28 protein-coding genes are annotated in these 25693 nt (G+C 60.1%); 18 read left to right on the top strand and 10 right to left on the bottom strand.

Going from position 1 to position 25693, the window contains the following annotated elements; translation table 11 throughout:
- The first annotated feature begins 85 nt into the window (after positions 1-85).
- The 7 genes from cheR to flhE all read left to right on the top strand — a co-directional run bounded on the left by cheR (position 86) and on the right by flhE (position 6913).
- Positions 86-958, top strand: a complete 873-nt coding sequence (cheR, locus tag Q9R34_RS12295; RefSeq protein WP_084882343.1) for a protein-glutamate O-methyltransferase CheR — start codon at positions 86-88, stop codon at positions 956-958.
- Complete coding sequence (locus Q9R34_RS12290; protein ID WP_434123119.1) at positions 958-2007, top strand: protein-glutamate methylesterase/protein-glutamine glutaminase; 1050 nt, start codon at positions 958-960, stop codon at positions 2005-2007. Before cheR ends, Q9R34_RS12290 begins: the two co-directional genes overlap by 1 nt.
- A 39-nt stretch (positions 2008-2046) precedes the next feature.
- On the top strand, positions 2047-2436 hold the full coding sequence (cheY, locus tag Q9R34_RS12285) for a chemotaxis response regulator CheY (protein ID WP_033749727.1): 390 nt from the start codon (positions 2047-2049) through the stop codon (positions 2434-2436).
- Positions 2437-2445: 9 nt separating this feature from the next.
- Positions 2446-3087, top strand: a complete 642-nt coding sequence (gene cheZ / locus Q9R34_RS12280; RefSeq protein ID WP_434123121.1) for a protein phosphatase CheZ — start codon at positions 2446-2448, stop codon at positions 3085-3087.
- A gap of 184 nt (positions 3088-3271) precedes the next feature.
- Entirely contained in the window at positions 3272-4423 is a 1152-nt protein-coding gene (gene flhB, locus Q9R34_RS12275) for a flagellar biosynthesis protein FlhB (RefSeq protein WP_434123122.1), read from the top strand.
- Positions 4416-6509 carry a flagellar biosynthesis protein FlhA gene (flhA, locus tag Q9R34_RS12270; RefSeq protein WP_485893996.1) on the top strand — a complete coding sequence of 698 codons (2094 nt, stop codon included), beginning with the start codon at positions 4416-4418 and terminating at the stop codon, positions 6507-6509. Before flhB ends, flhA begins: the two co-directional genes overlap by 8 nt.
- Positions 6509-6913, top strand: coding sequence for a flagellar protein FlhE (flhE, locus tag Q9R34_RS12265; protein ID WP_485893994.1), 405 nt, complete (start codon positions 6509-6511; stop codon positions 6911-6913). Before flhA ends, flhE begins: the two co-directional genes overlap by 1 nt.
- 277 nt (positions 6914-7190) lie before the next feature.
- Here flhE and argS read toward each other — a convergent pair whose 3' ends face one another.
- On the bottom strand, positions 7191-8921 hold the full coding sequence (gene argS / locus Q9R34_RS12260; RefSeq protein WP_434123125.1) for an arginine--tRNA ligase: 1731 nt from the start codon (positions 8919-8921) through the stop codon (positions 7191-7193).
- A gap of 199 nt (positions 8922-9120) precedes the next feature.
- The gene (locus tag Q9R34_RS12255; RefSeq protein ID WP_009089698.1) at positions 9121-9243 is read right to left on the bottom strand and encodes a hypothetical protein; all 123 of its coding nucleotides are present in this window, start codon (positions 9241-9243) and stop codon (positions 9121-9123) included.
- 308 nt (positions 9244-9551) lie between these two features.
- Here Q9R34_RS12255 and Q9R34_RS12250 point away from each other — a divergent pair, with 308 nt between their 5' ends.
- Positions 9552-10118 carry a VOC family protein gene (locus Q9R34_RS12250; RefSeq protein WP_485893991.1) on the top strand — a complete coding sequence of 189 codons (567 nt, stop codon included), beginning with the start codon at positions 9552-9554 and terminating at the stop codon, positions 10116-10118.
- Here Q9R34_RS12250 and Q9R34_RS12245 read toward each other — a convergent pair.
- The gene (locus Q9R34_RS12245; protein ID WP_485893989.1) at positions 10115-11260 is read right to left on the bottom strand and encodes a MalY/PatB family protein; all 1146 of its coding nucleotides are present in this window, start codon (positions 11258-11260) and stop codon (positions 10115-10117) included. The two genes, Q9R34_RS12250 and Q9R34_RS12245, sit on opposite strands and share 4 nt — an antisense overlap.
- Positions 11261-11344: 84 nt before the next feature.
- Here Q9R34_RS12245 and cutC point away from each other — a divergent pair, with 84 nt between their 5' ends.
- A complete protein-coding gene (gene cutC / locus Q9R34_RS12240; RefSeq protein WP_434123129.1) occupies positions 11345-12097 on the top strand; it encodes a copper homeostasis protein CutC in 753 nt (250 codons plus the stop codon).
- A 97-nt stretch (positions 12098-12194) separates the two neighbouring features.
- Here the strand turns inward: cutC and Q9R34_RS12235 are convergent, their stop codons facing one another.
- Entirely contained in the window at positions 12195-12587 is a 393-nt protein-coding gene (locus Q9R34_RS12235; RefSeq protein ID WP_485893986.1) for a hypothetical protein, read from the bottom strand.
- Between the two features lie 283 nt (positions 12588-12870).
- On the opposite strand from Q9R34_RS12235, the gene Q9R34_RS12230 reads away from it, so the two are divergent.
- Positions 12871-13716, top strand: coding sequence for a hypothetical protein (locus tag Q9R34_RS12230; protein ID WP_434123131.1), 846 nt, complete (start codon positions 12871-12873; stop codon positions 13714-13716).
- A gap of 68 nt (positions 13717-13784) precedes the next feature.
- Positions 13785-14411 (top strand): LysE family translocator, encoded by a 627-nt coding sequence (locus Q9R34_RS12225; protein WP_485893984.1) that lies wholly within the window; start codon positions 13785-13787, stop codon positions 14409-14411.
- A gap of 3 nt (positions 14412-14414) precedes the next feature.
- On the opposite strand, the gene cmoB is transcribed toward Q9R34_RS12225, so the two are convergent.
- From cmoB to Q9R34_RS12205, 4 genes are all read right to left on the bottom strand, one after another.
- A complete protein-coding gene (gene cmoB, locus Q9R34_RS12220) occupies positions 14415-15383 on the bottom strand; it encodes a tRNA 5-methoxyuridine(34)/uridine 5-oxyacetic acid(34) synthase CmoB (RefSeq protein WP_434123133.1) in 969 nt (322 codons plus the stop codon).
- On the bottom strand, positions 15380-16108 hold the full coding sequence (cmoA, locus tag Q9R34_RS12215) for a carboxy-S-adenosyl-L-methionine synthase CmoA (protein WP_485893982.1): 729 nt from the start codon (positions 16106-16108) through the stop codon (positions 15380-15382). The genes cmoB and cmoA overlap by 4 nt, the downstream gene beginning before the upstream one ends.
- 80 nt (positions 16109-16188) lie before the next feature.
- Positions 16189-16584, bottom strand: coding sequence for an MAPEG family protein (locus Q9R34_RS12210; RefSeq protein ID WP_434123135.1), 396 nt, complete (start codon positions 16582-16584; stop codon positions 16189-16191).
- A gap of 22 nt (positions 16585-16606) precedes the next feature.
- Positions 16607-17428: a DUF72 domain-containing protein gene (locus tag Q9R34_RS12205; protein WP_434123136.1), complete on the bottom strand. Its 822-nt coding sequence runs from the start codon at positions 17426-17428 to the stop codon at positions 16607-16609.
- Positions 17429-17637: 209 nt separating this feature from the next.
- Between Q9R34_RS12205 and aspS the strand changes: the two genes are divergently transcribed.
- The 6 genes from aspS to ruvB all read left to right on the top strand — a co-directional run bounded on the left by aspS (position 17638) and on the right by ruvB (position 23108).
- Positions 17638-19419 carry an aspartate--tRNA ligase gene (gene aspS / locus Q9R34_RS12200; protein WP_485893979.1) on the top strand — a complete coding sequence of 594 codons (1782 nt, stop codon included), beginning with the start codon at positions 17638-17640 and terminating at the stop codon, positions 19417-19419.
- The gene (gene nudB, locus Q9R34_RS12195) at positions 19419-19847 is read left to right on the top strand and encodes a dihydroneopterin triphosphate diphosphatase (RefSeq protein WP_434123138.1); all 429 of its coding nucleotides are present in this window, start codon (positions 19419-19421) and stop codon (positions 19845-19847) included. The genes aspS and nudB overlap by 1 nt, the downstream gene beginning before the upstream one ends.
- 230 nt (positions 19848-20077) lie before the next feature.
- Positions 20078-20821, top strand: a complete 744-nt coding sequence (locus tag Q9R34_RS12190) for a YebC/PmpR family DNA-binding transcriptional regulator (RefSeq protein WP_033746507.1) — start codon at positions 20078-20080, stop codon at positions 20819-20821.
- A 37-nt stretch (positions 20822-20858) separates the two neighbouring features.
- Positions 20859-21386 carry a crossover junction endodeoxyribonuclease RuvC gene (gene ruvC / locus Q9R34_RS12185; RefSeq protein ID WP_434123140.1) on the top strand — a complete coding sequence of 176 codons (528 nt, stop codon included), beginning with the start codon at positions 20859-20861 and terminating at the stop codon, positions 21384-21386.
- Between the two features lie 94 nt (positions 21387-21480).
- Positions 21481-22095 (top strand): Holliday junction branch migration protein RuvA, encoded by a 615-nt coding sequence (ruvA, locus tag Q9R34_RS12180; RefSeq protein WP_033746510.1) that lies wholly within the window; start codon positions 21481-21483, stop codon positions 22093-22095.
- A gap of 8 nt (positions 22096-22103) precedes the next feature.
- Complete coding sequence (gene ruvB, locus Q9R34_RS12175) at positions 22104-23108, top strand: Holliday junction branch migration DNA helicase RuvB (protein WP_434123141.1); 1005 nt, start codon at positions 22104-22106, stop codon at positions 23106-23108.
- On the opposite strand, the gene znuB is transcribed toward ruvB, so the two are convergent.
- A complete protein-coding gene (gene znuB / locus Q9R34_RS12170; RefSeq protein WP_434123142.1) occupies positions 23109-23894 on the bottom strand; it encodes a zinc ABC transporter permease subunit ZnuB in 786 nt (261 codons plus the stop codon).
- Positions 23891-24646 (bottom strand): zinc ABC transporter ATP-binding protein ZnuC, encoded by a 756-nt coding sequence (znuC, locus tag Q9R34_RS12165; RefSeq protein WP_434123144.1) that lies wholly within the window; start codon positions 24644-24646, stop codon positions 23891-23893. Before znuC ends, znuB begins: the two co-directional genes overlap by 4 nt.
- A 77-nt stretch (positions 24647-24723) precedes the next feature.
- Between znuC and znuA the strand changes: the two genes are divergently transcribed.
- Positions 24724-25683, top strand: coding sequence for a zinc ABC transporter substrate-binding protein ZnuA (gene znuA, locus Q9R34_RS12160; RefSeq protein ID WP_485893974.1), 960 nt, complete (start codon positions 24724-24726; stop codon positions 25681-25683).
- Positions 25684-25693 lie beyond the last annotated feature (10 nt).

The following is a 25693-nucleotide window of genomic DNA, read 5'->3' as shown; positions in this document are numbered from 1 at the left end:
TTGCCTGGATGGTCGGGCTGGCGGCAACGCCGCCCGACATAGCAGCAAAATTTAATGAATTACGTACAGTGCCAGGTGACCTGAAATGAAGAAATCGACGTTACTGGATCAAACCGAAGCGACCACGCTGCTCTCGCAGATGGTGCAGCGCCTGCCGCTTTCGGATACACACTTTCGTCGTATCAGCCAGCTGATCTATCAGCGCGCTGGCATTGTGCTGGCCGACCACAAGCGCGAGATGGTCTACAACCGTCTGGTGCGCCGTCTGCGCACGCTGAACATTGACGACTTCGGCCGCTATCTGGCGCTGCTGGAGAACGACGTCAACAGCGCAGAGTGGCAGGCCTTTATCAACGCACTGACCACCAACCTGACGGCGTTTTTCCGCGAGGCGCACCACTTCCCCATTCTGGCGGAACATGCGCGCAAGCGCGCGGGCAGCTTTAACGTCTGGTGCGCCGCCGCCTCGACCGGCGAAGAGCCTTACTCGATCGCCATGACGCTGGCGGAAACGCTGGGCGCCGGTCCGGGCAAGTTCCAGGTGCACGCCAGCGATATCGATACCCAGGTGCTGGAGAAGGCGATTTCCGGCGTCTATCGCCAGGAAGAGCTGCGCACGCTGTCGCAGCAGCAGATGCAGCGCTTTTTCCTGCGCGGCACCGGCCCGCATAGCGGCATGGTGCGGGTGCGTCCGGAACTGGCGAACAGCGTTAACTTCGCCCAGCTTAACCTGCTGGCGAACGAGTGGGCGCTGCCGGGGCCTTTCGATGCGATCTTCTGCCGCAACGTAATGATCTATTTCGATAAAGAGACGCAGGAAAAGATTCTGCGCCGTTTTGTTCCCCTGCTGAAGCCGGGCGGACTGCTGTTTGCCGGTCATTCAGAGAACTTTAGTCAGATCAGCAAAGAGTTCTGGCTGCGTGGACAAACCGTCTATGGACTGACGAAGGAAAGATGATGAGCAAAATCACCGTAATGTGCGTGGACGACTCCGCGCTGATGCGCCAGTTGATGACCGAAATCATTAACAGTCATCCCGATATGGAGATGGTGGCGACAGCGCCCGATCCGCTGGTCGCCCGCGATTTAATCAAGCAGTACAACCCGCAGGTGCTGACGCTGGACGTGGAGATGCCGCGCATGGACGGCCTCGACTTTCTCGAGAAGCTGATGCGTCTGCGTCCGATGCCGGTCGTGATGGTGTCGTCGCTGACCGGCAAAGGGTCGGAGATTACCCTGCGCGCGCTGGAGCTGGGGGCGGTGGATTTCGTCACCAAGCCGCAGCTCGGCATCCGCGAAGGGATGCTCTCCTACAGTCAGACGATCGCCGACAAGATCCGCGCGGCGGCGCGCGCGCAGCTGCACGCCCGTCCGATGATGCCGGCGCCAGCGACCTTAAAGGCGGGGCCGCTGCTGAGCAGCGAAAAGCTGATCGCCATCGGATCTTCCACCGGCGGCACCGAAGCGATTCGCCACGTGCTGCAGCCGCTGCCGCCGACCAGTCCGGCGCTGATGATCACCCAGCATATGCCGCCGGGCTTTACCAAATCCTTCGCCGATCGCCTTAACAAGCTCTGTCAAATCACGGTGAAAGAGGCGGAGGACGGCGAGCGCATCCTGCCTGGGCATGCCTACATCGCCCCTGGCGCGATGCATATGGAGCTGGCGCGCAGCGGCGCCAACTATGTCGTAAAACTGAACGAAGGGCCGCCGGTGAACCGTCACAAACCCTCTGTGGACGTGCTGTTCAAATCGGTGGCGCTTAACGCCGGACGTAACGCGGTGGGCGTCATTCTCACCGGCATGGGCAACGACGGCGCGACGGGCATGCTGGAAATGCATCGCGCCGGCGCCTGGACCATCGCACAGAGCGAAGCCTCCTGCGTGGTCTTTGGCATGCCGCGAGAAGCCATCGCCAGCGGCGGTGTAAGCGAAGTCGTGGATTTAGGCAACATCAGCCAGCATATGCTGGCAAAAATTAGCGCCGGACAGGCACTGCGTATTTAACAGGCCCGTCCTGCCGGGCGAGATAACATAGGAGTAATTATGGCTGATAAAAACATGCGCTTTTTGGTGGTGGACGACTTCAACACGATGCGTCGTATTGTACGTAACCTGCTAAAAGAGCTGGGCTTCAATAACGTCGAAGAAGCGGAAGATGGCGTAGACGCGCTGGGCAAACTGAAAGCGGGCGGTTTCGACTTCGTGATCTCCGACTGGAACATGCCGAACATGGATGGCCTGCAGCTGCTGCAGACCATTCGCGCCGACGCGGCGCTGGGCAAGCTGCCGGTGCTGATGGTGACCGCAGAAGCGAAGAAAGAGAACATTATCGCGGCCGCGCAGGCTGGCGCCAGCGGCTACGTGGTGAAGCCGTTCACCGCCGCCACGCTGGAAGAGAAGTTAGGCAAGATCTTCGAAAAACTGGGCATGTAAGGAGATGTGATGAGCGACCTTCCGAAACCAACTGAGGATGTCTCGGCACACGATATCATTGCTCGCATTGGCTCTCTGACGCGCATGCTGCGCGACAGCCTGCGCGAGCTGGGTCTGGACAAAGCCATCGCCGATGCGGCTGAAGCCATTCCCGATGCCCGCGACCGTCTGGATTACGTCGTGCAGATGACGGCGCAGGCCGCCGACCGCGCGCTGAACTGCGTCGAGGCGGCGCAGCCGCATCAGGATAAAATGGAAGCCGGGGCAACCCAGCTGAAAGGGCGCTGGGACCAGTGGTTTGAAAACCCGATTGAACTGGCCGACGCGCGGGAGTTGGTGACGGATACGCGCGCATTCCTCAGCGAAGTGCCAGATCATACCGCCTTTACCAACAAGCAGCTGCTTGAAATCATGATGGCGCAGGATTTCCAGGACCTGACCGGTCAGGTGATCAAGCGCATGATGGATGTGATCCAGGAGATTGAGCGCCAGCTGTTGATGGTGCTGCTGGAGAACATGCCGGAAGTCAGCGCCGAGAAGCGTCAGGAGGGCACCAGCCTGCTGAACGGTCCGCAGATCCACGCCGATGCGCCAGGCGTGGTGGCGAACCAGGATCAGGTCGATGACCTGCTGGATAGCTTAGGGTTTTAACCCTGTGTGACCAGCCCTCAGGCTGGCCACAACCTGCCATAAGCGGGACCGCTTTCCAGCGGTCCCGTTCCTCATTGCCAGACTCATCCGCCAAAGAACGCCTCTTTTCCCCGTTTTATCTTCGCTTTAACCAAAGCCAAATTTGGCATCCTGTGTTCAAGATCCCTACCCACAGAGGTTTGTCGTGGCTGAAGAGAGCGACGAGGACAAAACAGAATCGCCCACACCCCACCGACTTGAAAAAGCGCGTGAAGAGGGGCAGATTCCGCGTTCGCGCGAGCTGACGTCGGTGCTGATGCTGCTGGTGGGCCTGATGATCCTCTGGCTGGGCGGCACGCTGATGGCGCGCCAGCTGGCGGCGATGGTCGCCTCCGGGCTGCGCTTCGACCACAGCATGGTGAGCGACAGTAAGCTGATTATTGGCCATATCAGCAACCTGATTGGCCTGGCGGTGATGGCGCTTCTGCCACTCATGGGCGGGCTGGTGCTGGTGGCGATCGCTGCGCCGATGCTGCTGGGCGGCATCGTGCTCAGCGGCAAATCGATCAAGATGGATTTCAAAAAGCTCAACCCGCTGCCCGGCTTCGCCCGCATGTTTGCCGCTCAGGCCTGGACCGAACTCTTTAAGGGCATCCTCAAGGCGATTCTGGTGGGCAGCGTCGGCGGCTGGTACATCTGGTCGCACTGGCCGGAGATGCTGCGGCTGATCAGCCAGTCCCCTACCAATGCATTGATGCACGGGCTGGGGATGATCGCCGCCTGCTGCGCGCTGGTGATCCTTGGCCTTATCCCGATGGTGGGCTACGACGTTTTCTGGCAGCTCTACAGCTACTACAAAAAGCTGCGTATGTCGCGTCAGGAGATCCGCGACGAATTCAAACAGCAGGAGGGCGACCCGCACGTTAAAGGACGCATTCGCCAGGCGATGCGCGCCGCCGCGCGCCGCCGCATGATGTCCGATGTGCCTAAGGCGGACGTGATCGTGACCAACCCGACGCACTACTCGGTGGCGCTGCAGTACAACGAGAACAAGATGAGCGCGCCGAAAGTGGTGGCGAAAGGCGCGGGCGAGGTGGCGTTGAAGATCCGTGAAATCGCCGCGGAGCACCGCATTCCGCTGCTGGAGGCGCCGCCGCTGGCGCGCGCCCTCTACCGGCATACTGAAATCGGCCAGCAGATCCCCGGCGCGCTTTACGCGGCGGTGGCGGAAGTGCTGGCCTGGGTCTGGCAGCTGCGCCGCTGGAAGCGTGAAGGCGGCCTGATCCCAAACAAACCGAAAAACCTGCCGGTCCCGGCAGAGATGGACTTTGCAGGAGAGAAGCGAAACGATGGCTAACCTGGCCGCAAAACTGCGTTTACCGAGCAACCTGAAAGATACACAGTGGCAGGTGCTTGCCGGTCCCGTGTTGATCATGATGATCCTGTCGATGATGGTGCTGCCGCTGCCCGCCTTCATCCTCGATCTGCTGTTCACCTTTAACATCGCGCTCTCAATTATGGTGCTGCTGGTGGCCATGTTCACCCAGCGCACGCTGGAGTTCGCCGCCTTCCCAACCGTTCTGCTCTTCTCAACGCTGCTGCGTCTGGCGCTGAACGTCGCCTCGACGCGTATCATTCTGATGGAAGGCCACACCGGCGCGGGCGCTGCGGGGCGGGTCGTTGAGGCGTTCGGCCACTTCCTTGTCGGCGGCAACTTCGCCATCGGCATTGTGGTGTTCGTTATCCTGGTGGTGATTAACTTTATGGTTATCACCAAGGGTGCGGGGCGTATCGCGGAAGTCGGCGCGCGCTTCGTGCTTGATGGCATGCCGGGCAAACAGATGGCGATCGACGCTGACCTGAACGCCGGGCTGATCGGCGAACAGGAGGCGAAAACGCGCCGCAGCGAAGTGACGCAGGAAGCGGACTTCTACGGCTCCATGGACGGTGCCAGTAAGTTTGTACGCGGCGACGCCATCGCCGGCATTATCATTATGGTGATCAACGTCATCGGCGGACTGATGGTTGGCGTCGTGCAGCACGGTATGGACGTGGGCCACGCCGCCGAAACCTATACGCTGCTGACCATCGGCGACGGTCTGGTGGCGCAGATCCCGGCGCTGGTGATCTCAACCGCGGCGGGCGTCATTGTCACCCGCGTCGGCACCGATCAGGATGTCGGCGAGCAGATGGTGGGGCAGCTCTTCAATAACCCGCGCGTGATGCTGCTCAGCGCCGGCGTGCTCGGCCTGCTTGGCATGGTGCCCGGCATGCCCAACTTCGTGTTTCTGCTGTTTACCGGCGCGCTGCTCGGCCTGGCCTGGTGGATGCGCGGCCGCGAGATGGAGGCGAAGAAGAATCCGGAAGCCGCCAGCAGCGCGGTAATGAAAGCGTCCGATACGCCAGCCAATACCGAAGCCTCCTGGACCGACGTGCAGCTGGAGGATACGCTGGGCATGGAGGTCGGCTATCGGCTGATCCCGATGGTGGACAGCACCCAGAACGGCGAGCTGCTGGGCCGTATCCGCAGCATCCGTAAAAAGGTGGCGCAGGATGTCGGCTTTCTGCCGCCGGTGGTGCATATTCGCGACAATATGGAGCTGCCGCCTGCGCGCTACCGCATTCTGATGAAAGGGGTGGAGATCGGCAGCGGCGATGCCTATCCTGGCCGCTGGATGGCGATTAACCCAGGCACGGCGGCGGGCACGCTGCCGGGCGAGGCGACGGTCGATCCTGCGTTCGGCCTGGCGGCCATCTGGATCGACAGCGCGCTGAAAGAGCAGGCGCAGATCCAGGGCTTTACCGTGGTTGAGGCGAGCACCGTGGTGGCGACCCACCTTAACCACCTGATTGGCCAGTACGCCAGCGAGCTGTTTGGTCGTCAGGAGGCGCAGCAGCTGCTCGATCGCGTCAGTCAGGAGATGCCGAAGCTGACGGAAGATCTGGTGCCGGGCGTCATCACCCTGACGACGCTGCACAAGGTGCTGCAAAATCTGCTGGTCGAGCGCGTCTCGATTCGCGACATGCGCACCATTATCGAAACGCTGGCGGAGCATGCGCCGGTGCAGAACGATCCGCAGGAGTTGACCAGCGTGGTGCGTGTGGCGCTGGGCCGCGCCATTACCCAGCAGTGGTTCCCGGGCAATGATGAAGTGCAGGTGATCGGCCTCGATACTACGCTTGAACGTCTGCTGCTGCAGGCGCTGCAGGGCGGCGGCGGGCTGGAGCCGGGCCTGGCCGACCGACTGCTGGAGCAGGCGCAGGCCGCGCTGCAGCGTCAGGAGATGCTGGGCGCGCCGCCGGTGCTGCTGGTCAATCATCCGCTGCGCGCGCTGCTGGCGCGTTTCCTGCGCCGCAATCTGTCGCAGCTGGTGGTGCTCTCCAATATGGAGCTGACCGACAATCGCAATATCCGTATGACCGCCACCATCGGAGGCAAGTAATGCGTTATGGATTTTGGGGGCTGGCGCTGCTGTCGCTGACGGCGCTGCCGCTTTACGCCGCGTCGGGCGCGTGGCACGCCAGCGTGAGCGGTCCGCCGCTAAGCAATCGCGGCGCGTGGGTGAAATCGAAGCCGCTGCGTGCGCCGCCGGGCGTTTCCGGCACGGTCAATCTGATTAACTGGCGCTATCAGCTTACCGGCGCGGCCCCCTCGGGATTGCAGGTGAAGCTTTGCGGCGCGCAGCGCTGCGCCTCGCTGGAGGGCGGCAGCGGCGCGACGCGCGAGCTGGCCTCGCTGGATGCCAGCGAAACGCTCTATATGGTGTTCGGCGTGGCGGGCAGGGGCGCATTGCCGCCGGGGCTGCAGGTGCTGAGCAGCGAAGTGATGGTGAATTACCAGAATTAAAGGCGCGGGAAGGGCAACCTAAAGCGCGCACAGAAGTGAGCTGTACGGAGAGTCTGGACCGAAGAGCAAAGCGTCCCGCGGCAGGGACAAAAACGCCGGGAGCGTTTTTGAACGGCGCAGAGCGCTGGCCCGTTACGGGCGCACCTCAGGGATGAGGTGCGTATCCCCGCGGGCCGAGCGCGCATGGATGCCTCGAGCGACTTTGCGATCGGGCCAGACTATCCGTACCTGCACCACGCCTTAACAAAAAACCCCGCAAAGCGGGATTTTTTGTTTGTTACATACGCTCGACGGTCTTAATGCCGAGGGTGTCCAGACCCTGCTTCAGCGTCTTCGCCGTCAGCGCGGCCAGCTGCAGGCGGCTCTGGCGCGTCGCCTCATCCTCTGCGCTGAGGATCGGGCAGTGCTCGTAAAAGCCGGAGAACAGACCCGCCAGATCGTAGAGATAGGCGCACATCACGTGCGGCGTGCCGTCGCGCGCCACCTGGGTAATGGTCTCTTCGAACTGCAGCAGGCGCGTCGCCAGCTGCGCTTCGCGATCCTCGGTAATCGCCAGCGGTGCGTCGATGCTGTCGACGTCGACGCCCGCTTTACGGAACACGGAGAGCACGCGGGTGTAGGCGTACTGCATATAGGGCGCCGTGTTGCCCTCGAACGCCAGCATATTGTCCCAGTCGAAAATGTAATCGGTGGTGCGGCTCTTCGACAGATCGGCATACTTCACCGCGCCGATGCCGACCACTTCCGCCAGCTGCTGCAGCTCCGCTTCGCTCATCTCCGGGTTCTTCTCGCGCACCAGCGCCAGCGCGCGATCGTGCGCCTCGTCCAGCAGATCGGCGAGCTTGATGGTGCCGCCGCTGCGGGTTTTAAACGGACGGCCGTCTTTGCCCAGCATCATACCGAAGGCGTGATGCTCCAGCGGAACGGATGCCGGCACGTAGCCCGCTTTGCGCACGATAGTCCACGCCTGCTGCAGATGCTGATGCTGGCGCGAATCGATGTAGTAGAGCACACGATCGGCCTTAAGCGTCTCATAACGGTATTTGGCGCAGGCGATATCGGTGGTTGTGTAGAGGTAGCCGCCATCTTTCTTTTGAATGATGACCCCCATCGGTTCGCCTTCTTTATTTTTGAACTCGTCGAGAAACACCACGGTCGCGCCTTCGCTGGTGACCGCCAGCCCTTTGGCGCGCAGATCCTCGACGATGCCCGGCAGCATGTCGTTATAGAGGCTTTCGCCCATCACATCTTTACGCGTCAACGTCACGTTAAGACGGTCATAAATCAGCTGGTTCTGGCCCATGGTGATATCGACCAGCTTCTTCCACATGGTGCGGCAATATTCGTCGCCGCCCTGCAGCTTAACCACATAGGCGCGTGCGCGCTCGGCGAAGGCTTCGTCCTCGTCGTAGGTGCGCTTCGCTTCACGATAGAAGGCTTCGAGGTCGGCGAGCGCTATCGCTTCATGATGCTCGTTCTGTTGCTTTTCCAGATAGGCGATCAGCATGCCGAACTGCGTGCCCCAGTCGCCCACATGGTTAGCGCGGATCACGTTATGACCCAGAAAAGACAGGGTGCGCACGGCGGCGTCGCCGATGATGGTGGAGCGAACGTGGCCAACATGCATCTCTTTCGCCACGTTCGGCGCGGAGTAGTCCACGACGATGGTTTGCGGCTCAACGGCGGCGACGCCCAGGCGCGGCTGCGTCAGCGCCAGCTTCGCCTGCGCGGCCAGCCAGTCGCGGTCGAGAAAAATATTGATGAAGCCTGGCCCGGCGATCTCCACCTTGCTGGCGATGCCGTTGAGATCAAGATGCGCAATCACGCTTTCAGCCAGCTGTCGCGGCGCCTGACCCAGCTTTTTCGCAACGGCCATAATGCCATTTGCCTGATAATCCCCAAACTGAACCTTGGCGGACTGGCGAACCTGGGGTTCACAGTCGGCCGGCGCACCGGCTAAAATCATCGCCTGACTGACTTTTTCGGAAAGAAGAGCCTGAATATTCACCGCATTACCTTCATGTGCTAAAAGGCTCGTCTGCCGCGCAGAGAGCCGTTGTCCTCACTCTGCCGACGCGCCCAAAGGCCGCGCAGAATGGAAAAAAGAAGAGGGGAAGTATACGTGAAATGTCACCTTGCGTCAGCAGCCGCCGCGCAAGAGAGCATGCGGGGAAACGGCGTCAGGCCGGTTTCCCGAAACAGAGAGATTAGCGACGGCGAAGATGGCGACGAGGATTTTTGACGCTTTTGTCTTCACGCACCTTCCAGTGGCGGGAAATTGCAAATCCCATCAGTGCGATCAGGACTGCGACAACAATGAGCATAGACATAGAGCCATTCCTTGTAGTTGTGTTAGGTCAAATTTATAAGAAAGGGGGGTTGGCTGCAATTGTTTGCCGGGAAAATGGGATTTATCTTATTGTACAAATGAAAGCTATTTTTTTCATTGAGTTAGGTTAATTTCATCCAGCAATGGCTGGCCCTGAAGAGGGGATAAATCCGAATTAAAAGGGTAATTTACATGGTTTTACGGCAAAATTACGGCCAAATCGGATGATTCCTAACATTTAATCGCGCCTGAAGCAGTGCTGGCGCGACTTTCCATTTATTAGAAAACTTAAACTAGCTGAGACATTTTATGACTTTTGCCCCGGTGTTTCCCTGTGAATTACAGGACTTAGAGACAGATCTGGCGCGCTTCAGCGCCTCGCTGCAACAATTTGCCGATCGCCTCGGATTAAACTTAGCGGCGCTTGAGGCTGACCATATCGCAGTGCGCTGTCATCAGAACACCACGGCGGAGCGCTGGAAGCTGGGACTGATGAAAATGGGTACGCTGTTCTCGGAAGCGATCATCAACGGACGGCCCATCTGCCTGTTTAAACTGCATCAGCCTCTGCAGCTCAACGGCTGGGAGCTGGACGTTATCGAACTTCCCTGGCCAGGGGAAAAGCGCTATCGGCACGAAGGCTTTGAGCATGTGGAAATCGTGCTGCGCGGCGATCACCAGACGCTGGGCGTGCGCGCCATGGCGCTGCTCAGCGACGACGCGCTGACGCAGCCAGGCATTTCGTTCAAAACCAGCTCGCCGCAGGGCGAAAACGAGCGGCTGCCCAACCCGACGCTGGCAGTGACCGACGGGCAGACCACAATAAAATTCCATCCGTGGCGACTGGAGGAGATTGTCGCCAGCGAGGCGGGCTAAGCGCGCGCAACGACGGCGGCGCTTAGCCGGTCGAGCGCCTCTTCCAGCATGGCGTGGGTGCAGCCGAAATTAAAGCGCACAAAGCGATCGTCGCCAAAATCGCGTCCGGGCGAAAAGCCTAACCCCTGGTTTTCAAAATAGAGCGCCGGGCTGGCGACATCCAGCCCGCCGCACGCTATCCAGCCCAGGTAGGTCGCTTCCGGACTGGCCATCGACAGGCCCGGCAGCGCGTTAACCGCGGCGTGCAGACGATCGCGGCTGACGCGCAGATAGGCGAGCAGCCCCTCCAGCCACGCGTCGCCGCCGCGCCAGGCCGCTTCGGCGGCGACCAGCGCCAGGATATCAACCTCGGGCACGATGCCGTAGCGCGCCTGCTTAAAGCGCGCCCGCAGTTCCGCATTGGGAATAATCGCCAGCGACGCGCCGAGTCCGGCGATATTGAAAGTTTTAGAGGGCGAAATCAGCGTAACGCTGCGCTGAGCGGCATCTTCGCTCAGGCTGGCAAAGGGAATATGTCGGACGCCGGGCTCCAGCAGCAGATCGCAGTGGATCTCATCGGAACAGACGATCAAATCGTGCTGACGCGCAAAAGCCAGCTGCGCTTCCAGCTCGTCACGGCGATAGACGGTGCCGCCGGGATTCTGCGGGTTGCACAACATCAAAAGCTTCTCTTTGCCGTTAAGCAGGGCTGAAGCTTCGCTGAGATCGACGAGCCAGCGCCCCGACTGGAGTTTCAACGGCAGGGTGATCTGCTCGCGCGCCGCCAGCTTCGCCGCGCCGCTAAAAGGAGGATAGATGGGCGAAGGCGAGATTGAGCGCTCGTCGGGCGCGGTAAGCGCGCGCACCGTCAGATTGAGTCCGCTCACTACACCGGGGAGCACCACAATCCACTCCGGCTCTACTTTACACTGGTAGCGCTGTTCGAAGCGCGCAATGGCGGCGTCGATCAATCCGGTCGGGCGGTCGCCATAGCCAAAAACGCCATGTTCGGCGCGGGTTTTTATCGCGTCGATAATGCAATCAGGCGAGCGAAAATCGGTGTCCGCAACCCACAAAGGAAGGATGTCCCGGTCACGATATTTGTTCCATTTGAGGCTATTGGTGTGACGACGGTCTATCCGTTGGTCAAAATTGAATGCCATGTGTCGGTTTCCACGTAAACTCATTGGTAGTCAGACTAACTTATCGCCCTGTGTCGAACCAGACGTCATGTAAAGGAGGAGTAGATGACCCTACTGGAAATTTGCTGTTACGGCGTGGATTGCGCCATGACGGCGCAGCAGGCTGGCGCCGATCGCGTTGAGCTCTGTTCCGGACCGCGCGAAGGCGGCCTGACCCCATCGTCTGGTTCGCTGGAAGCGGCGCGCCGGGAACTATCCATTCCGGTTCATCCCATCGTTCGGCCGCGCGGCGGCGACTTCTGCTACACCGCGCGTGAATTTGAAATTATGAAGTCCGACGTGGCGAAAATTCGCGAAATGGGATTTCCCGGCCTGGTGATCGGCATGCTGGATGAGGAGGCACATATTGACCGATCGCGTATGCGGCAGATTATGGCGCTGTGCGACGGCATGCAGGTGACTTTTCATCGCGCCTTCGATCTTTGCCACAGCCCCAATCGCGCGCTGGAGGAGTTAACCGCGCTGGGGGTGGCGCGCATCCTGACATCCGGCCAGCAGCAGAGCGCGGAAAACGGAATTGCATTATTAAGGGAACTTAATGAACAGAGCGAAGGTCCAATCATTATGGCCGGTGCTGGCGTACGCCTGAGCAATCTGCAAAAGTTCCTGGACAGCGGACTGAGCGAGGTTCACAGCTCCGCCAGCCGCCTTGTCACCTCACCGATGCGCTATCGTAAAGCCGGTGTCTCCATGTGTTCCGAAGCCGAAATGGATGAGTTCAGCCGTTACTGCGTGGATAGCGATGTGGTGGAAGCCATGAAAAGCGTGATGCAGCTTAACAGCGTCAGGGTAGCCTGAATCACCCCAGATTTTGCCGCGCAGCACGCCATATGACGTGATGTTTGCAAGTACCAAACCCCAGTTATCTTGCTGGGGTTCTTTTTATCTGATACCTCTACCCGCCGTTTATGCCGCGAGGCTGCGGAAGGTCGGTCTGCCTGAGATCACTCTCTGCCTGAGGACACGCTTTGATGACCTCGCGCAAGGCCTCTTGCGGCGTGGTATGCTCAACCAGTTTTTTAAATTTCAGCTTCAACGCAATCCCTTCGGCAGAGCAATCCGGTCTGTTTGCCAGCTGCACCGCCGCACTGTAGGCCTGATAGCAACGCGCCTCATCCTTAACCCTGATTTTACATTCACTGAAGAGCGTAAAGACTTCACCCGGTCTCTCTGCCAGCCTCTCAACCTCGGGGTCATTTTTTATATGCCTGAGCACGCCAGGCAGGAAAAAAATATTCAGCAGAAGCGTCAATGCGGAAAGCGAGAGGATAAAAAATCGGTAGGGCATGCAAATGTCGTCCGGCTTGTGCGTAAAAGTCACCATTCAACATGGCGGTTATGCCACGTTGCGACAGGAAGCATAGCCCACTGCCTTTATACAGCGTGACAACGCGTTAAGATCACTACTGTCTGATAATCCCCAGTGCTGCTTTACGTTGTTTCGCACGGCTTTTTTGAGGTGAGGCCTGCTGCATCTCTACATCTTGCTGTTTCACCCTCAGTCACTCGACCGCGCCAGATGGTGCCAATAGCGTTACACTCAGTTTATTGAGATCTTCTGGAGTGACACCATGAAATGCTCTCAGACTGCGGCGCTTGCGCTGGGTTTGCTGTTCGCCTCTCCCACGCTATGGGCTGCCGCCTGCGCGCCGCACAGCAAGGCCGTTGCCAGCAGCAACAGCTGGATTATGCTGGGCGGCAGCGCGAAAGGCGCGGTGCGGCAGGTGATCGCCGGCGAGTTCGGCAAAGATGTCGATTCGCAAAAGCGGGTGCTGGGACAGTTTGACCCCTGTGGGATATTGCAGGTGGCTGACGTCACCTTCGATAAAAAAGAGCACAATGTGGTGCTGAGTATGGAGCAGCATATTGCGCGCGTGCAGGGCGGCTGGGTAGCGGAGTACGCCTACCTGGTGAAGGTGCTGAAAGAGGGCAAAGAGCAGGTGGTAGATAACCGCCAGGGCACCATCAGCTGGCTCATCGGCCAGCACGGCAATATCGTTACCGCTTCCGATAAATTCACCAGCATGGGTAAAAGCGGTTTTACCGACACCACCTATCGCTACGACGCGCAGCTACGGCTGACGAAAAGCGTTTCGCGCGGCACTGATGCCCTGACCAATGGCGAAAGCAGCTGGCGCTGGAACCCCCAGGGGCTGGTGGTCAGCGCGGTCACGGCGCGCAGCGAAGATCGCTATACCTACGATAAAGGTTTCCGTGAATGGCGGCTGCACGGCACCGCGACCACGCCCGTCAGCACGCTGCGTTCGATCGACGAGTGTCAGCTCTGGGATGAGGTTGGCAACTGCACCTTAAGCTATCTGCACGAAACGGAAGTCTTTGATAAGGGCACTATCGAGCGCCATCTCAGCGCGGCCTATAAATATCAGTACTGGGATCGGCCTGCTGAGTCGGAGTAGCGCGCAGCAATAGCGCTTTTGCGTTAAAAATTTGTTAAAGTGAGCAGCCTTATTTCAGGGAGAAAGAGATGACCGCTACGCTGCTGTTCTCGTTTTTATTCGCCATTACCATTTTGACGCTGACGCCCGGTTTCGATACCGCGCTGGTGTTGCGCACCGCCGCCGCACAGGGCTGGCGACGCGGCAGCGCGACGGCGCTCGGCATCAATCTTGGCTGTCTGGTGTGGGGTGTCGCGGTGGGATGTGGCCTGGGCGCGCTGCTGCTGGCGTCAGAAATGGCCTATAACCTGCTGAAGTGGGCCGGCGCGGCCTATTTGCTCTATCTTGGCGTCAGGCTGCTGCTCAGCCCGCGCACGCAGCCGCTGCATGAAGCGGCGACAGACATCGCGCCGCAAAGCTACCTGAGCTGCTTTAACCGCGGCCTGTTCGGCAATCTGCTTAATCCCAAAATTGGCGTGTTTTACGTCACCTTTCTGCCGCAGTTTATTCCGGCGGGGGCGTCGGTGCCGCTCTGGTGCAGCCTGCTGGCGCTGATGCATATTGCGATTGGGCTGCTGTGGAACGCCGTATTGATTGGCGGCAGCCACTATTTCGCCGCGCACCTGCGCCGTCCGGCGGTGCTCAAGGTGATGGACCGCCTGACGGGCATGGTATTTATCGGCTTTGCGGCGAAGCTGGCGCTCTCGCGCCGCTAAGCATCAGGGTTTGGTGGCGACCAGCACCGCGCGCAGCGGTGCCGGGTAGCCTTCCACTGTTTTGCTGGCGTCTTGCGGGTCGAGAAACTCAGCCAGCGATTCGCTGGTCATCCAGCTGGTGCGGCGCTGCTCGTCGGTGGAGGTCACCGCGTAATCGACAATCTTCACGTCGACGAAGCCGCACTTCTCCAGCCAGCTTTTCAGCGCCGGGGCCGAAGGAATAAAGTAGACGTTGCGCATCTGCGCGTAGCGCTCGCCCGGCACCAGCACATCCCGCTCATCCCCCTCAATCACCAGCGTTTCCAGCACCAGCTCGCCGCCGCTGACCAGCTGGTTTTTCAGCTGCAGCAGATGATCGAGCGGCGAACGGCGATGATAAAGCACGCCCATCGAGAAAACGGTGTCGAACGCCTGCAGCGTCGGCAGCTGTTCGATGCCGAGCGGCAGCAGATGGGCGCGTCGGTCATCGCCCAGCAGCTTGCGCACCGCTTCAAACTGGCAGAGAAAGAGCTGCATCGGATCGATGCCGACCACCAGCTGCGCACCGGCGCCGACCATGCGCCACATGTGATAGCCGCTGCCGCAGCCGACGTCCAGCACGGTGCGGCCCGCCAGCGAGGCGATATGCGGCGCGACGCGCTGCCACTTCCAGTCGGAACGCCATTCGGTGTCGATCTCGGTGCCGTAGAGCGAGTAGGGGCCTTTACGCCAGGGCATCAGGTTGCGCAGCAGTTTCTCGATGCCCTGACGCTGGCGATCGCTGAGATCGTCGCGCGCTGCGCTGACGCTGTGCAGCAGGTCGAGCTGCTGCGGCTGCAGCAGCGGCAGATGCTCTACCGACTTCTCCCAGTTGCGAAACAGGCCATGCAGATTCTCTTTCTGCCAGGCGGCGATCTGCGCTGGCAGCACCTCCAGCCAGCTGGCGAGCGGGCCGGTGGCGATTTGCTGATAAAAACGGCCAAACTCAATCATTTTAACGCCACCAGCGAACCAAAGTTAAAGCACTGGAACCAGAGTTCCGCGTGAGAAAAGCCCGCCTGTTTCAGGCGCGCCTTGTGCGTCTCAACGCTGTCGGTCAGCATTACATTCTCCAGCATGCTGCGCTTCTGGCTGATCTCCAGCTCGCTGTAGCCGTTAGCGCGTTTAAAATCGTGGTGCATATTGAACAGCAGTTCGCCGACCTCGGCGTCCTCGAAGCTGAACTTCTCCGACAGCACCAGCGCGCCGCCAGGCTTCAGCCCCTGCCAGATCTTCTCCAGCAGCTGCAGGCGCGCAGGCGGGTCGAGAAACTGCAGCGTGAAGTTCAGCACCACCATCGAGGCGTTTTCGATGGCGATATCGCGGATATCGGCTTCGATGACGTTTACCGGCGTTTCGGCGCGGAAGGCGTCGATATGGCGACGGCAGCGCTCGACCATCGCCGGCGAATTATCCACGGCGATAATGGTGCAGCCGGGCGCCTTGATATTACGACGTACCGAGAGCGTGGCGGCCCCCAGCGAGCAGCCCAGATCGTAAACCTGGCTGTCGGGCGTGACGAAACGCTCGGCCAGCATGCCGATCATAGAGATGATATTCGAGTAGCCGGGCACGGAGCGCTGAATCATATCGGGGAAGACTTCAGCCACGCGCTCGTCAAAGGTCCAGTCGCCCAGTTTCTCGATGGGCGCGGAAAATAGCGTATCGCGGTCAGACATAGTAAATCCGGAAAGACAACGGAAAGGGCGCTATTCTGGCAGAAAGTGCGGCGGGCTGCACCCTTTACCCCCGCGGCCGGTCAATGCAGCGTCAGCACCAGCTCCCAGGGCAGATAGATCAGGTTAAAAACCGCCATGCCGCACAGGGCGAACAGCGTCAGCAGCATGCCATATTTGCGCCCGGCGAGCGCGCTGCGGCGCAGCCCCTGCGCATGCAGCACCCGACCGGCAAAAAAGAGCAGCGCGGTCAGATGCATCATCCACATATCGGCGCCGTTCATCTCCATCATCACCAGCAGCAGCAGCGCCAGCGGAATAGTTTCGATCGCATTGCCGTGAATGCGCATCGCCACGCGCAGGTCGTGAAAGCCGCCATCGCCAAAGGCGACGCGGTAGTGGCGACGGTAGCGCACCACGTCCAGCGCGAACTTCATCACCATCAACACGCCCAGTACCACATATAACGCGCTTACCATGCTTATCCTCTTTTATCAGGTATCAGAACAGCGACGCCTGCTGCGGCCAGGCGGGGCCGCTGCCGATCCCGGCGTCGATCGCCTGCAGCTGCGGCCATAAACGCTGCACCAGCGGAAACACCTCGCCCATATCAGGCGTATGAATAAAAAACAGCGGGTCGCTTTCCGCCTGCCATTGTGCCAGTTTTTCGCGCCAGACCTGAAAAAATCGATCGCTCTCGTCCACGTCGTCGCTGCCGATAAAGCGCACCATGGGCCGCTCGCCGGTGCGCACCGCATGCGGCGGCACGCGCGGCTTTTGCTGGCGGGCGTGGAGGGCAGCGGGGCTTTGCGAGGTCGAGGCGTGCGTCGGACGGCTGTCTAAAATCACCCGGTTGACGCCGCGCGCCTGCAGGCCCTGATTCAGGGCACGCTCCGCCTCGCCCTTGGCGAAAAAGGCGGCGTGACGCACTTCAACGCCATAGCTGAAGCGGCGCGGCAGCCCGTCGAGAAAGCGCCAGAGATCGGCGAGCTGCGCGGGCGCAAACGTCGCGGGCAGCTGCAGCCAGTATTCTCCAATACGGTCGGCCAGCGGATCGAGCAGCCGCAGAAAGTCGCTGAGCAGATCGTCGGTGTGCTGTAGCTGCGCCTGATGGCTGATGGTCTGCGGAAACTTGAAGCAAAAGCGGAAGTCGTCATGCGTCATATCACGCCAGCGCTGAACGGTGTCGGGTGCGGGCAGCGCATAAAGCGTGGTGTTGCCCTCTACGCAGTGGAACAGCCGGGCATAATCAGCCAGACTCTCAATGCCCCAGCGTTTCCAGTGCGAATGCTGCCACTGCGGCAGCCCAATACGAAGCGTCACGGCTTCTCCTTTCCTGCAGGTTTTGCCTTATAGACTAGCCTGGTTGTCCGGATGAGGAAAAACCGGCGACGAAATGCGCGGTTTGGCGCGGCTCTACTTATCCTGCCTGCCTTTTTCCATTATAATGGCCGCCTTTTTTGCGGCAGCATCTCAAAAGGTTACGCGGCCTGATGCTGCAGGCAGCAGCGGCGAAGTTAAAAGGATACGTTATGCGTACAGAATATTGCGGACAGCTCAATCTGTCTCATGTAGGTCAGCAAGTCACTCTTTGCGGCTGGGTCAACCGCCGTCGCGATCTGGGAAGCCTGATTTTTATCGACATGCGCGATCGCGAAGGCATCGTGCAGGTTTTCTTCGATCCCGATCGTCAGGAGGCTTTCCAGCTGGCGTCTGAGCTGCGCAACGAATTCTGCATCCAGATCACCGGCACCGTTCGCGCACGCGACGAGAAGAACAAAAACGCTGAGATGGCCACGGGCGAAGTGGAAGTGTTCGCGCAGGCGCTGACCATTATCAACCGCGCCGAGCCGCTGCCGCTCGACTCCAATCAGGTCAACAGCGAGGAAGCGCGTCTGAAGTACCGCTATCTCGACCTGCGCCGTCCTGAAATGGCGCAGCGTCTGAAGACCCGCGCGAAAATCTCCAGCTTCGTGCGCCGCTTTATGGATAGCGAAGGCTTCCTCGATATCGAAACGCCGATGCTGACCAAGGCGACGCCAGAAGGCGCGCGCGACTATCTGGTGCCGAGCCGCGTGCACAAAGGCAAGTTCTATGCGCTGCCGCAGTCGCCGCAGCTGTTCAAACAGCTGCTGATGATGTCCGGCTTCGATCGCTACTATCAGATCGTGAAGTGCTTCCGCGATGAAGATCTGCGCGCTGACCGCCAGCCGGAATTTACCCAGATTGATATCGAAACCTCGTTCCTCACCGCGCCGCAGGTGCGCGAGATCAACGAGCGGATGATTCGTCAGCTGTGGCAGGAAGTGAAGGGCGTCGATCTCGGCGAGTTCCCGCAGATGACCTTTGCCGACGCGATGCGCCGCTATGGCTCCGACAAACCCGATCTGCGTAACCCGATGGAGCTGGTGGACGTCGCCGATCTGCTGAAAAATGTCGAGTTCCAGGTCTTTGCCGGTCCGGCCAACGACGCCAAAGGCCGCGTCGCCGCGCTGCGCGTGCCGGGCGGCGCACAGCTGAGCCGCAAGCAGATTGACGAATACGGCAAGTTCGTCGAGATTTATGGCGCGAAAGGTCTGGCGTGGATGAAGGTCAACGCGCGCGCCGAGGGCCTCAGCGGCGTGCAGAGTCCGGTAGCCAAATTCCTTAACGAAGAGATCGTGGAAGCGATCCTCAGCCGCACCAGCGCGGCCGATGGCGACCTGATCTTCTTCGGCGCCGATCGCGCCAAAGTGGTGGCGGACGCGCTGGGCGCCCTGCGCCTGAAAGTGGGCCGCGACCTGCAGATCACCAACGAAAGCGCCTGGGCGCCGCTGTGGGTGATCGACTTCCCGATGTTCGAAGAGGACGACGAAGGCGGTCTGGCGGCGATGCACCATCCGTTTACCGCGCCGAAAGAGATGTCGGCGGAAGAGCTGGCGGCCGACCCGCTGAGCGCGGTGGCGAACGCCTACGATATGGTGATTAACGGCTATGAGGTGGGCGGCGGTTCCGTCCGTATCCACAACGGCAACATGCAGCAGGCGGTCTTCACTATTCTGGGCATTAACGAGCAGGAGCAGCGCGAGAAATTTGGCTTCCTGCTCGACGCGCTGAAGTACGGCACGCCGCCGCACGCGGGCCTGGCGTTCGGTCTGGATCGTCTCACCATGCTGCTGACCGGCACCGAGAATATCCGCGACGTTATCGCCTTCCCGAAAACTACCGCGGCGGCCTGTCTGATGACCGAAGCGCCAAGCGAAGCCAACCCGGCGGCGCTGGCGGATCTCGGTATTCAGATCGCGCCGAAGAAAGAAAAGTCAGAGAATAAGTAATGTATAAGCATCCGGTATCGGTTCTGGTGGTGATTTTCGCGCAGGATACCGGCCGGGTGTTGATGCTGCAGCGACGCGACGACAGCGATTTCTGGCAGTCGGTTACCGGCAGTCTGGAAGCGGGTGAAACCCCGCTTGAGGCGGCGCGGCGCGAAGTGCTGGAGGAGCTGGCCATCGACGTCGCGGGCGAGGCGCTGGCGCTGGAGGATTGCGGCAAAGAGATTGAATTCGAAATCTTTCCGCACTATCGCCATCGCTACGCGCCAGACGTCACGCACAACCGCGAACACTGGTTCCGGCTGGCGCTGCCCGCCGAGCGGCAGCCGACGCTCAGCGAGCATCTCGCCGCGCGCTGGCTCGATCCTGCCGCCGCCGCAGCACTCACCAAGTCCTGGAGCAATCGCCAGGCGATTGAAGAATTTATTTAGCTGCTCGCCGTTGTTTTGGTGGCAGCCAGGATTAAAGAAAATTGGTGCGTTCCCGCAGAACTGCACCTCAAAACCTAAAGCGTCGGGCGTTATCGGCGCAGCGAGGTCGGCTACCGCCAGCGCGCAGCAACCGGAGCGTATTTCCGTACGTGAGGAGTGCGAGCACTGCCGGAAGGCGAGATCGCCAGCAAGATAGCCCGGGCGATGTCAAAGATCGGAGAATAACCAAGATGGCTGGTCATAGTAAGTGGGCGAATACCAAGCACCGCAAGGCGGCGCAGGACGCCAAGCGCGGTAAAATCTTTACCAAAATTATTCGTGAACTGGTTACCGCCGCTAAGCTGGGCGGCGGCGACGCCGCGTCCAACCCGCGTCTGCGCGCTGCCATGGACAAAGCGCTGTCCAACAACATGACGCGCGACACCATGAACCGCGCTATCGCGCGCGGCGTGGGCGGCGAAGATGACTCCAATATGGAAACCATCATCTATGAAGGTTACGGCCCCGGCGGCTCTGCCGTGATGGTGGAGTGCCTGAGCGACAACCGCAACCGCACCGTAGGCGAAGTGCGTCACGCCTTCACCAAAACCGGCGGCAACCTCGGCACCGACGGCTCCGTTTCTTACCTGTTCAGCAAGAAGGGCGTAATATCTTTCGCGCCGGGCCAGGATGAAGACAGCGTGATGGAAGCGGCGCTGGAAGCGGGCGCGGAAGATGTGGTGAGCTACGACGACGGCGCGATCGACGTCTTTACCGCCTGGGAAGAGCTGGGCGCAGTGCGCGACGCGCTGGAAGCCACCGGCCTGAAAGCGGACACCGCCGAAGTCTCAATGATCCCGTCGACCAAAGCGGAACTCGATGCGGAAACGGCGCCGAAGCTGCTGCGCCTGATCGACATGCTGGAAGATTGCGACGACGTGCAGGAAGTCTACCATAACGGTGAGATCTCTGATGAGGTTGCGGAAACGCTGTAATGGCGTTCCTCTTTAGCCCGCACACCGGAGAGTCGGCATGGCGATAATTCTGGGCATCGATCCCGGTTCGCGCATAACCGGCTACGGTGTGATCCGTCAGACCGGCCGCCAGCTCAGCTATCTGGGCAGCGGCTGCATCCGCACCAATACCACCGAACTGCCGGCGCGCCTGAAGCTGATCTATGCGGGCGTGACTGAAATCATCACCCAGTTTGCCCCGGACTACTTCGCCATTGAGCAGGTCTTTATGGCGAAAAACGCCGATTCGGCGCTGAAGCTGGGGCAGGCGCGCGGCGCAGCGATCGTCGCGGCGGTCAACCTTGACCTGCCGGTCTTTGAGTACGCTGCCCGTCAGGTGAAGCAGACCGTCACCGGCACCGGCGGTGCGGAGAAGAGCCAGGTGCAGCATATGGTGCGCACGCTGCTTAAGCTGCCCGCCAACCCGCAGGCGGACGCCGCTGACGCGCTGGCGATCGCCATTACGCACTGCCATGTCAGTCAGAACGCGGCGCGCGTCAGCGACAGCAAACTGCTGCTGACGCGCGGACGGTTGCGCTCAGGCTAGTGGCCCGCACCGCGTTCTGTTTCAGGCTGGATATTCATCCAGCCTTTTTTATGTTATAAATCCCGCCACATTCGTTTATTAAGGAAGCGTTCAGGTGATAGGTCGTTTACGGGGCAATATTCTGGAAAAGCAGCCGCCGCTGGTGCTGATTGAAGCGCACGGCGTGGGTTATGAAGTGCATATGCCGATGACCTGTTTTTATGAGCTGCCTGAACTGAACCACGAAGCGGTAATCTTTACCCACTTTGTGGTGCGCGAAGATGCGCAGCTGCTGTTCGGCTTCAACAACAAACAAGAGCGCGCGCTGTTTCGCGAGCTGATTAAAACCAACGGCGTCGGCCCTAAGCTGGCGCTGGCCATTCTGTCCGGCATGTCGGCGCAGCAGTTTGTGACGGCGGTGGAGAAAGAGGAGATCGCCGCGCTGATCAAGCTTCCGGGCGTCGGTAAGAAAACGGCCGAGCGTCTGGTGGTTGAGATGAAAGATCGCTTTAAAGGCCTGCATGGCGACCTCTTCTCCGGCGAATCCGCCTTTACGCTCACCGCACCGCACGCCGAGCCGGAAAGCAACGACGCCGAGGCCGAAGCGGTTGCGGCGCTGGTGTCGCTGGGTTATAAACCGCAGGAAGCCAGCCGTATGATAAGCAAGGTTGGCAAGCCTGACGCAGACTGCGAAACCCTAATCCGAGAAGCTCTGCGCGCCGCCATTTGAGGTAAGTCATGATCGAAGCCGACCGTCTGGTCTCCTCCGCCAGCTATAACGAAGAAGAGAATCTCGACCGCGCTATCCGCCCTAAGCTGCTCTCGGAGTACGTGGGCCAGCCGCAGGTGCGCGAGCAGATGGAAATTTTTATCCGGGCGGCGAAGCTGCGCGGCGATGCGCTCGATCACCTGCTGATTTTCGGCCCGCCAGGGCTGGGAAAAACCACGCTGGCCAATATCGTTGCCAATGAGATGGGCGTCAATCTGCGCACCACCTCTGGCCCGGTGCTGGAAAAGGCGGGGGATCTGGCGGCGATGCTGACCAACCTCGAACCGCACGACGTGCTGTTTATCGATGAGATCCACCGTCTCTCGCCAGTGGTGGAAGAGGTGCTCTATCCGGCAATGGAGGATTACCAGCTGGATATTATGATCGGCGAAGGCCCGGCTGCGCGCTCCATTAAGCTCGACCTGCCGCCGTTTACGCTGATCGGCGCGACCACGCGCGCTGGCTCGCTCACGTCGCCGCTGCGCGACCGTTTCGGCATCGTGCAGCGCCTGGAGTTTTACAGCGTGCCGGATCTGCAGCACATCGTCAGCCGCAGCGCCGCCTGTCTGGGGCTGCCGCTGAGCGATGAGGGCGCCCGGGAAGTGGCGCAGCGCGCGCGCGGCACGCCGCGTATCGCCAACCGCCTGCTGCGCCGCGTGCGCGACTTCGCGGAAGTGCGCGCCAATGGTGAAATGAGCGGCAACGTCGCGGCCAGCGCGCTGGATATGCTTAACGTCGACAGCGAAGGCTTTGACTATATGGATCGCAAGCTGCTGCTGGCGATTATCGACAAGTTCACCGGCGGGCCGGTCGGGCTGGATAACCTCGCGGCGGCGATTGGCGAAGAGCGGGAAACCATTGAGGATGTCATTGAGCCCTTCCTTATCCAGCAGGGCTTTATTCAGCGCACGCCGCGCGGCCGGATGGCCACGCAGCATGCTTATCGCCACTTCGGCATGGCGCGCGACGAGTAATCAGACGGCGGGCTTGCGTACCATGCTGAAAATAAACAGCAGCGCGGCGCACAGCACCACCGACGGGCCGGCCGGGGTATCGTAGAAGGCGGAGAAGGTCAGGCCGCCCGAGACGGCGATAATGCCCACTACCACCGCCAGGCCCGCCATCTGCTCCGGCGAGCGCGAAAAGCGGCGCGCCGTGGCGGCGGGGATGATGAGCAGCGAGGTGATGATCAGGGCGCCTACGAACTTCATCGCCACGCCGATGGTCAGCGCCGTCACCAGCATCAGGATCAGGCGGGTACGCTGGATATTCACGCCGTCCACCTGCGCCAGCTCCGGACTGATGGTCATCGACAGCAGCGCCCGCCACTGCCACGCCATCACCGCCAGCACCACCGCCACGCCCGCGCCCATCACCCATAAATCCTCCGGCGTCACCGCCAGCAGATCGCCAAACAGATAGGCCATCAGGTCGACGCGCACGCCCGACATCAGGCTCACCACCACCAGACCGAGCGACAGGGCGCTGTGCGCCATAATGCCCAGCAGGGTATCGATCGCCAGATGCGGGCGGCGTTCCAGAAACACCAGCCCCAGCGCCAGGCAGACGGTGACGAGGATAACGGCGTAGTAAGGGTTAACGTTCAGCAGCAGGCCGAAGGCGACGCCCAGCAGCGAGGCGTGCGCCAGGGTATCGCCGAAGTAGGACATTTTGCGCCAGACCACGAACGAACCCAGCGGACCGGCCGCCAGCGCCAGCATCACGCCGCCCAGCCAGCCCGGTAGTAACAACTCAATCATGATGGACCCTGTCCTCTGCGTAAAACGATACGTCCCTGAAGGTCGTGACGATGATTATGGTTATGGCGGTAGATCGCCAGCTGCTGCGCGCCGCGCGGGCCAAACATGGCGATAAATTCGGGATGCTGCGACACCGCTTCCGGCGTGCCGGAGCAGCAGATATGGTGATTCAGGCAGAGCACCTCGTCGGTTTTCGCCATCACCAGGTGCAGATCGTGTGAAACCATCAGCACGCCGCAGTTAAGCTCGTGGCGCAGCTGGTCGATCAGATCGTAGAGCGCCACCTGGCCATTCACGTCGACGCCCTGCGTCGGTTCATCCAGCACCAGCAGCTGCGGCTGGTTGAGCAGGGCGCGCGCCAGCAGCACGCGCTGCGTTTCACCGCCCGAGAGCTTCTGCAGCGGCGCGTTGAGCAGATGGCCAGCCTGCACGCGCTTCAGCGCCGGCATTACGTCGGTGCGCTTTGCGCCGCGCGTCAACAGCATAAAACGTTCGACGGTAACCGGCAGCGTCGGGTCGATATGCAGTTTTTGCGGCACGTAACCGATGCGCAAGCCTGGCACGCGTTGTATCTGACCGGAGGCTGGCGCCAGCAGCCCCAGCACCACCCGCACTAGCGTGGATTTGCCCGCGCCGTTGGGGCCGAGCAGCGTCAGTATGCGCCCAGGCATCAGCTTCAGGCTAATACCAGAGAGCACGTTGCGTCGTGCAAATTGCACGGAAATATTTTCAAGCGTGACGAGTGAAGTCATATTATTTACAGGTTGCACAGAATTTCGAATGTTATAATATCACATCCCATCCCCAGGTCACGATGGAATGATGCATTATGTTACACATTAAAAAGAGTACAATTTTCACCCTTTCTGCAATGGCATTCGCCGCCTCGCTATCGCTTCCCGCGCAGGCCAATGTCGTCGCTTCGGTCAAGCCTCTCGGCTTTATTGCTGCCGCCATCGCCGACGGCGTTACGCCTGTCGATGTTCTGCTGCCGGATGGCGCATCGGAGCATGATTACGCGCTGCGTCCGTCTGACGTAAAACGTATAAAAAACGCGGACTTAGTGGTGTGGGTCGGCCCCGAGATGGAGGCTTTTATGACAAAGCCCGCGGCGGAATTACCCGCGGCTAAAAACCTTCAGATTGCTGATATGAAGGCGGTCAAGCCGCTACTGCTGAAGGGGGAAGATGATGACGATCGTCATAGCGAAGAGGCTGTTCACCCGGGAGATAGCGGCGATGAGGGCGCGGAACATCACCACCACCACGGCGAATTTAATATGCATCTGTGGTTGTCACCGCAAATATCCAGGCTAGCGGCGGTTGCAATCCATGGAAAATTATTGGAACTTATGCCCGGAAGCAAAGCCAAACTTGACGCGAATCTCCAGCAGTTCGAAAGCGAACTGGCGGTGACCGACAAGCACATTAGCGCGCAGCTCGCGCCGGTCAGCAATAAAGGGTATTTCGTTTTTCATGACGCTTACACCTATTTTGAAAAACACTACGGCCTCTCGCCCAGCGGGCATTTTACCGTAAACCCTGAAATTCAGCCGGGCGCACAGCGTCTACATCAAATACGAACACAGTTGGTTGAGCAGAAGGCCGTTTGCGTCTTTGCTGAGCCGCAATTCAGGCCAGCCGTCATCGATGCGGTTGCCCGGGGAACCAACGTGCGAAAAGGCACGCTGGATCCGCTGGGAACAAATATCAGCCTTAGTCAGGACAGCTACGTGAAGTTTCTTTCCCAGCTGTCAGGCCAGTATGCGAGCTGCCTGAATGGAGCATGAGGAATAGGTA

This window comes from Enterobacter sp. BRE11 (assembly GCF_031844285.1).
Classification (GTDB): Bacteria; Pseudomonadota; Gammaproteobacteria; order Enterobacterales; family Enterobacteriaceae; genus Pantoea.
Note: the sequence above shows the minus strand (reverse complement) of the source record. Positions and strands in the feature narration are given on the sequence as shown.

Bases quoted from the DNA above. Each gene is read 5' to 3' on its own strand.
- cheR (WP_084882343.1), top strand. From the start codon at position 86: ATGAAGAAATCGACGTTACTGGATCAAACCGAAGCGACCACGCTGCTC.
- Q9R34_RS12290 (WP_434123119.1), top strand. From the start codon at position 958: ATGAGCAAAATCACCGTAATGTGCGTGGACGACTCCGCGCTGATGCGC.
- cheY (WP_033749727.1), top strand. From the start codon at position 2,047: ATGGCTGATAAAAACATGCGCTTTTTGGTGGTGGACGACTTCAACACG.
- cheZ (WP_434123121.1), top strand. From the start codon at position 2,446: ATGAGCGACCTTCCGAAACCAACTGAGGATGTCTCGGCACACGATATC.
- flhA (WP_485893996.1), top strand. From the start codon at position 4,416: ATGGCTAACCTGGCCGCAAAACTGCGTTTACCGAGCAACCTGAAAGAT.
- flhE (WP_485893994.1), top strand. From the start codon at position 6,509: ATGCGTTATGGATTTTGGGGGCTGGCGCTGCTGTCGCTGACGGCGCTG.
- Q9R34_RS12255 (WP_009089698.1), bottom strand. From the start codon at position 9,243: ATGTCTATGCTCATTGTTGTCGCAGTCCTGATCGCACTGATGGGATTT.
- Q9R34_RS12250 (WP_485893991.1), top strand. From the start codon at position 9,552: ATGACTTTTGCCCCGGTGTTTCCCTGTGAATTACAGGACTTAGAGACA.
- Q9R34_RS12245 (WP_485893989.1), bottom strand. From the start codon at position 11,260: ATGGCATTCAATTTTGACCAACGGATAGACCGTCGTCACACCAATAGC.
- cutC (WP_434123129.1), top strand. From the start codon at position 11,345: ATGACCCTACTGGAAATTTGCTGTTACGGCGTGGATTGCGCCATGACG.
- Q9R34_RS12235 (WP_485893986.1), bottom strand. From the start codon at position 12,587: ATGCCCTACCGATTTTTTATCCTCTCGCTTTCCGCATTGACGCTTCTG.
- Q9R34_RS12230 (WP_434123131.1), top strand. From the start codon at position 12,871: ATGAAATGCTCTCAGACTGCGGCGCTTGCGCTGGGTTTGCTGTTCGCC.
- Q9R34_RS12225 (WP_485893984.1), top strand. From the start codon at position 13,785: ATGACCGCTACGCTGCTGTTCTCGTTTTTATTCGCCATTACCATTTTG.
- cmoB (WP_434123133.1), bottom strand. From the start codon at position 15,383: ATGATTGAGTTTGGCCGTTTTTATCAGCAAATCGCCACCGGCCCGCTC.
- cmoA (WP_485893982.1), bottom strand. From the start codon at position 16,108: ATGTCTGACCGCGATACGCTATTTTCCGCGCCCATCGAGAAACTGGGC.
- Q9R34_RS12210 (WP_434123135.1), bottom strand. From the start codon at position 16,584: ATGGTAAGCGCGTTATATGTGGTACTGGGCGTGTTGATGGTGATGAAG.
- aspS (WP_485893979.1), top strand. From the start codon at position 17,638: ATGCGTACAGAATATTGCGGACAGCTCAATCTGTCTCATGTAGGTCAG.
- nudB (WP_434123138.1), top strand. From the start codon at position 19,419: ATGTATAAGCATCCGGTATCGGTTCTGGTGGTGATTTTCGCGCAGGAT.
- Q9R34_RS12190 (WP_033746507.1), top strand. From the start codon at position 20,078: ATGGCTGGTCATAGTAAGTGGGCGAATACCAAGCACCGCAAGGCGGCG.
- ruvC (WP_434123140.1), top strand. From the start codon at position 20,859: ATGGCGATAATTCTGGGCATCGATCCCGGTTCGCGCATAACCGGCTAC.
- ruvB (WP_434123141.1), top strand. From the start codon at position 22,104: ATGATCGAAGCCGACCGTCTGGTCTCCTCCGCCAGCTATAACGAAGAA.
- znuB (WP_434123142.1), bottom strand. From the start codon at position 23,894: ATGATTGAGTTGTTACTACCGGGCTGGCTGGGCGGCGTGATGCTGGCG.
- znuC (WP_434123144.1), bottom strand. From the start codon at position 24,646: ATGACTTCACTCGTCACGCTTGAAAATATTTCCGTGCAATTTGCACGA.
- znuA (WP_485893974.1), top strand. From the start codon at position 24,724: ATGTTACACATTAAAAAGAGTACAATTTTCACCCTTTCTGCAATGGCA.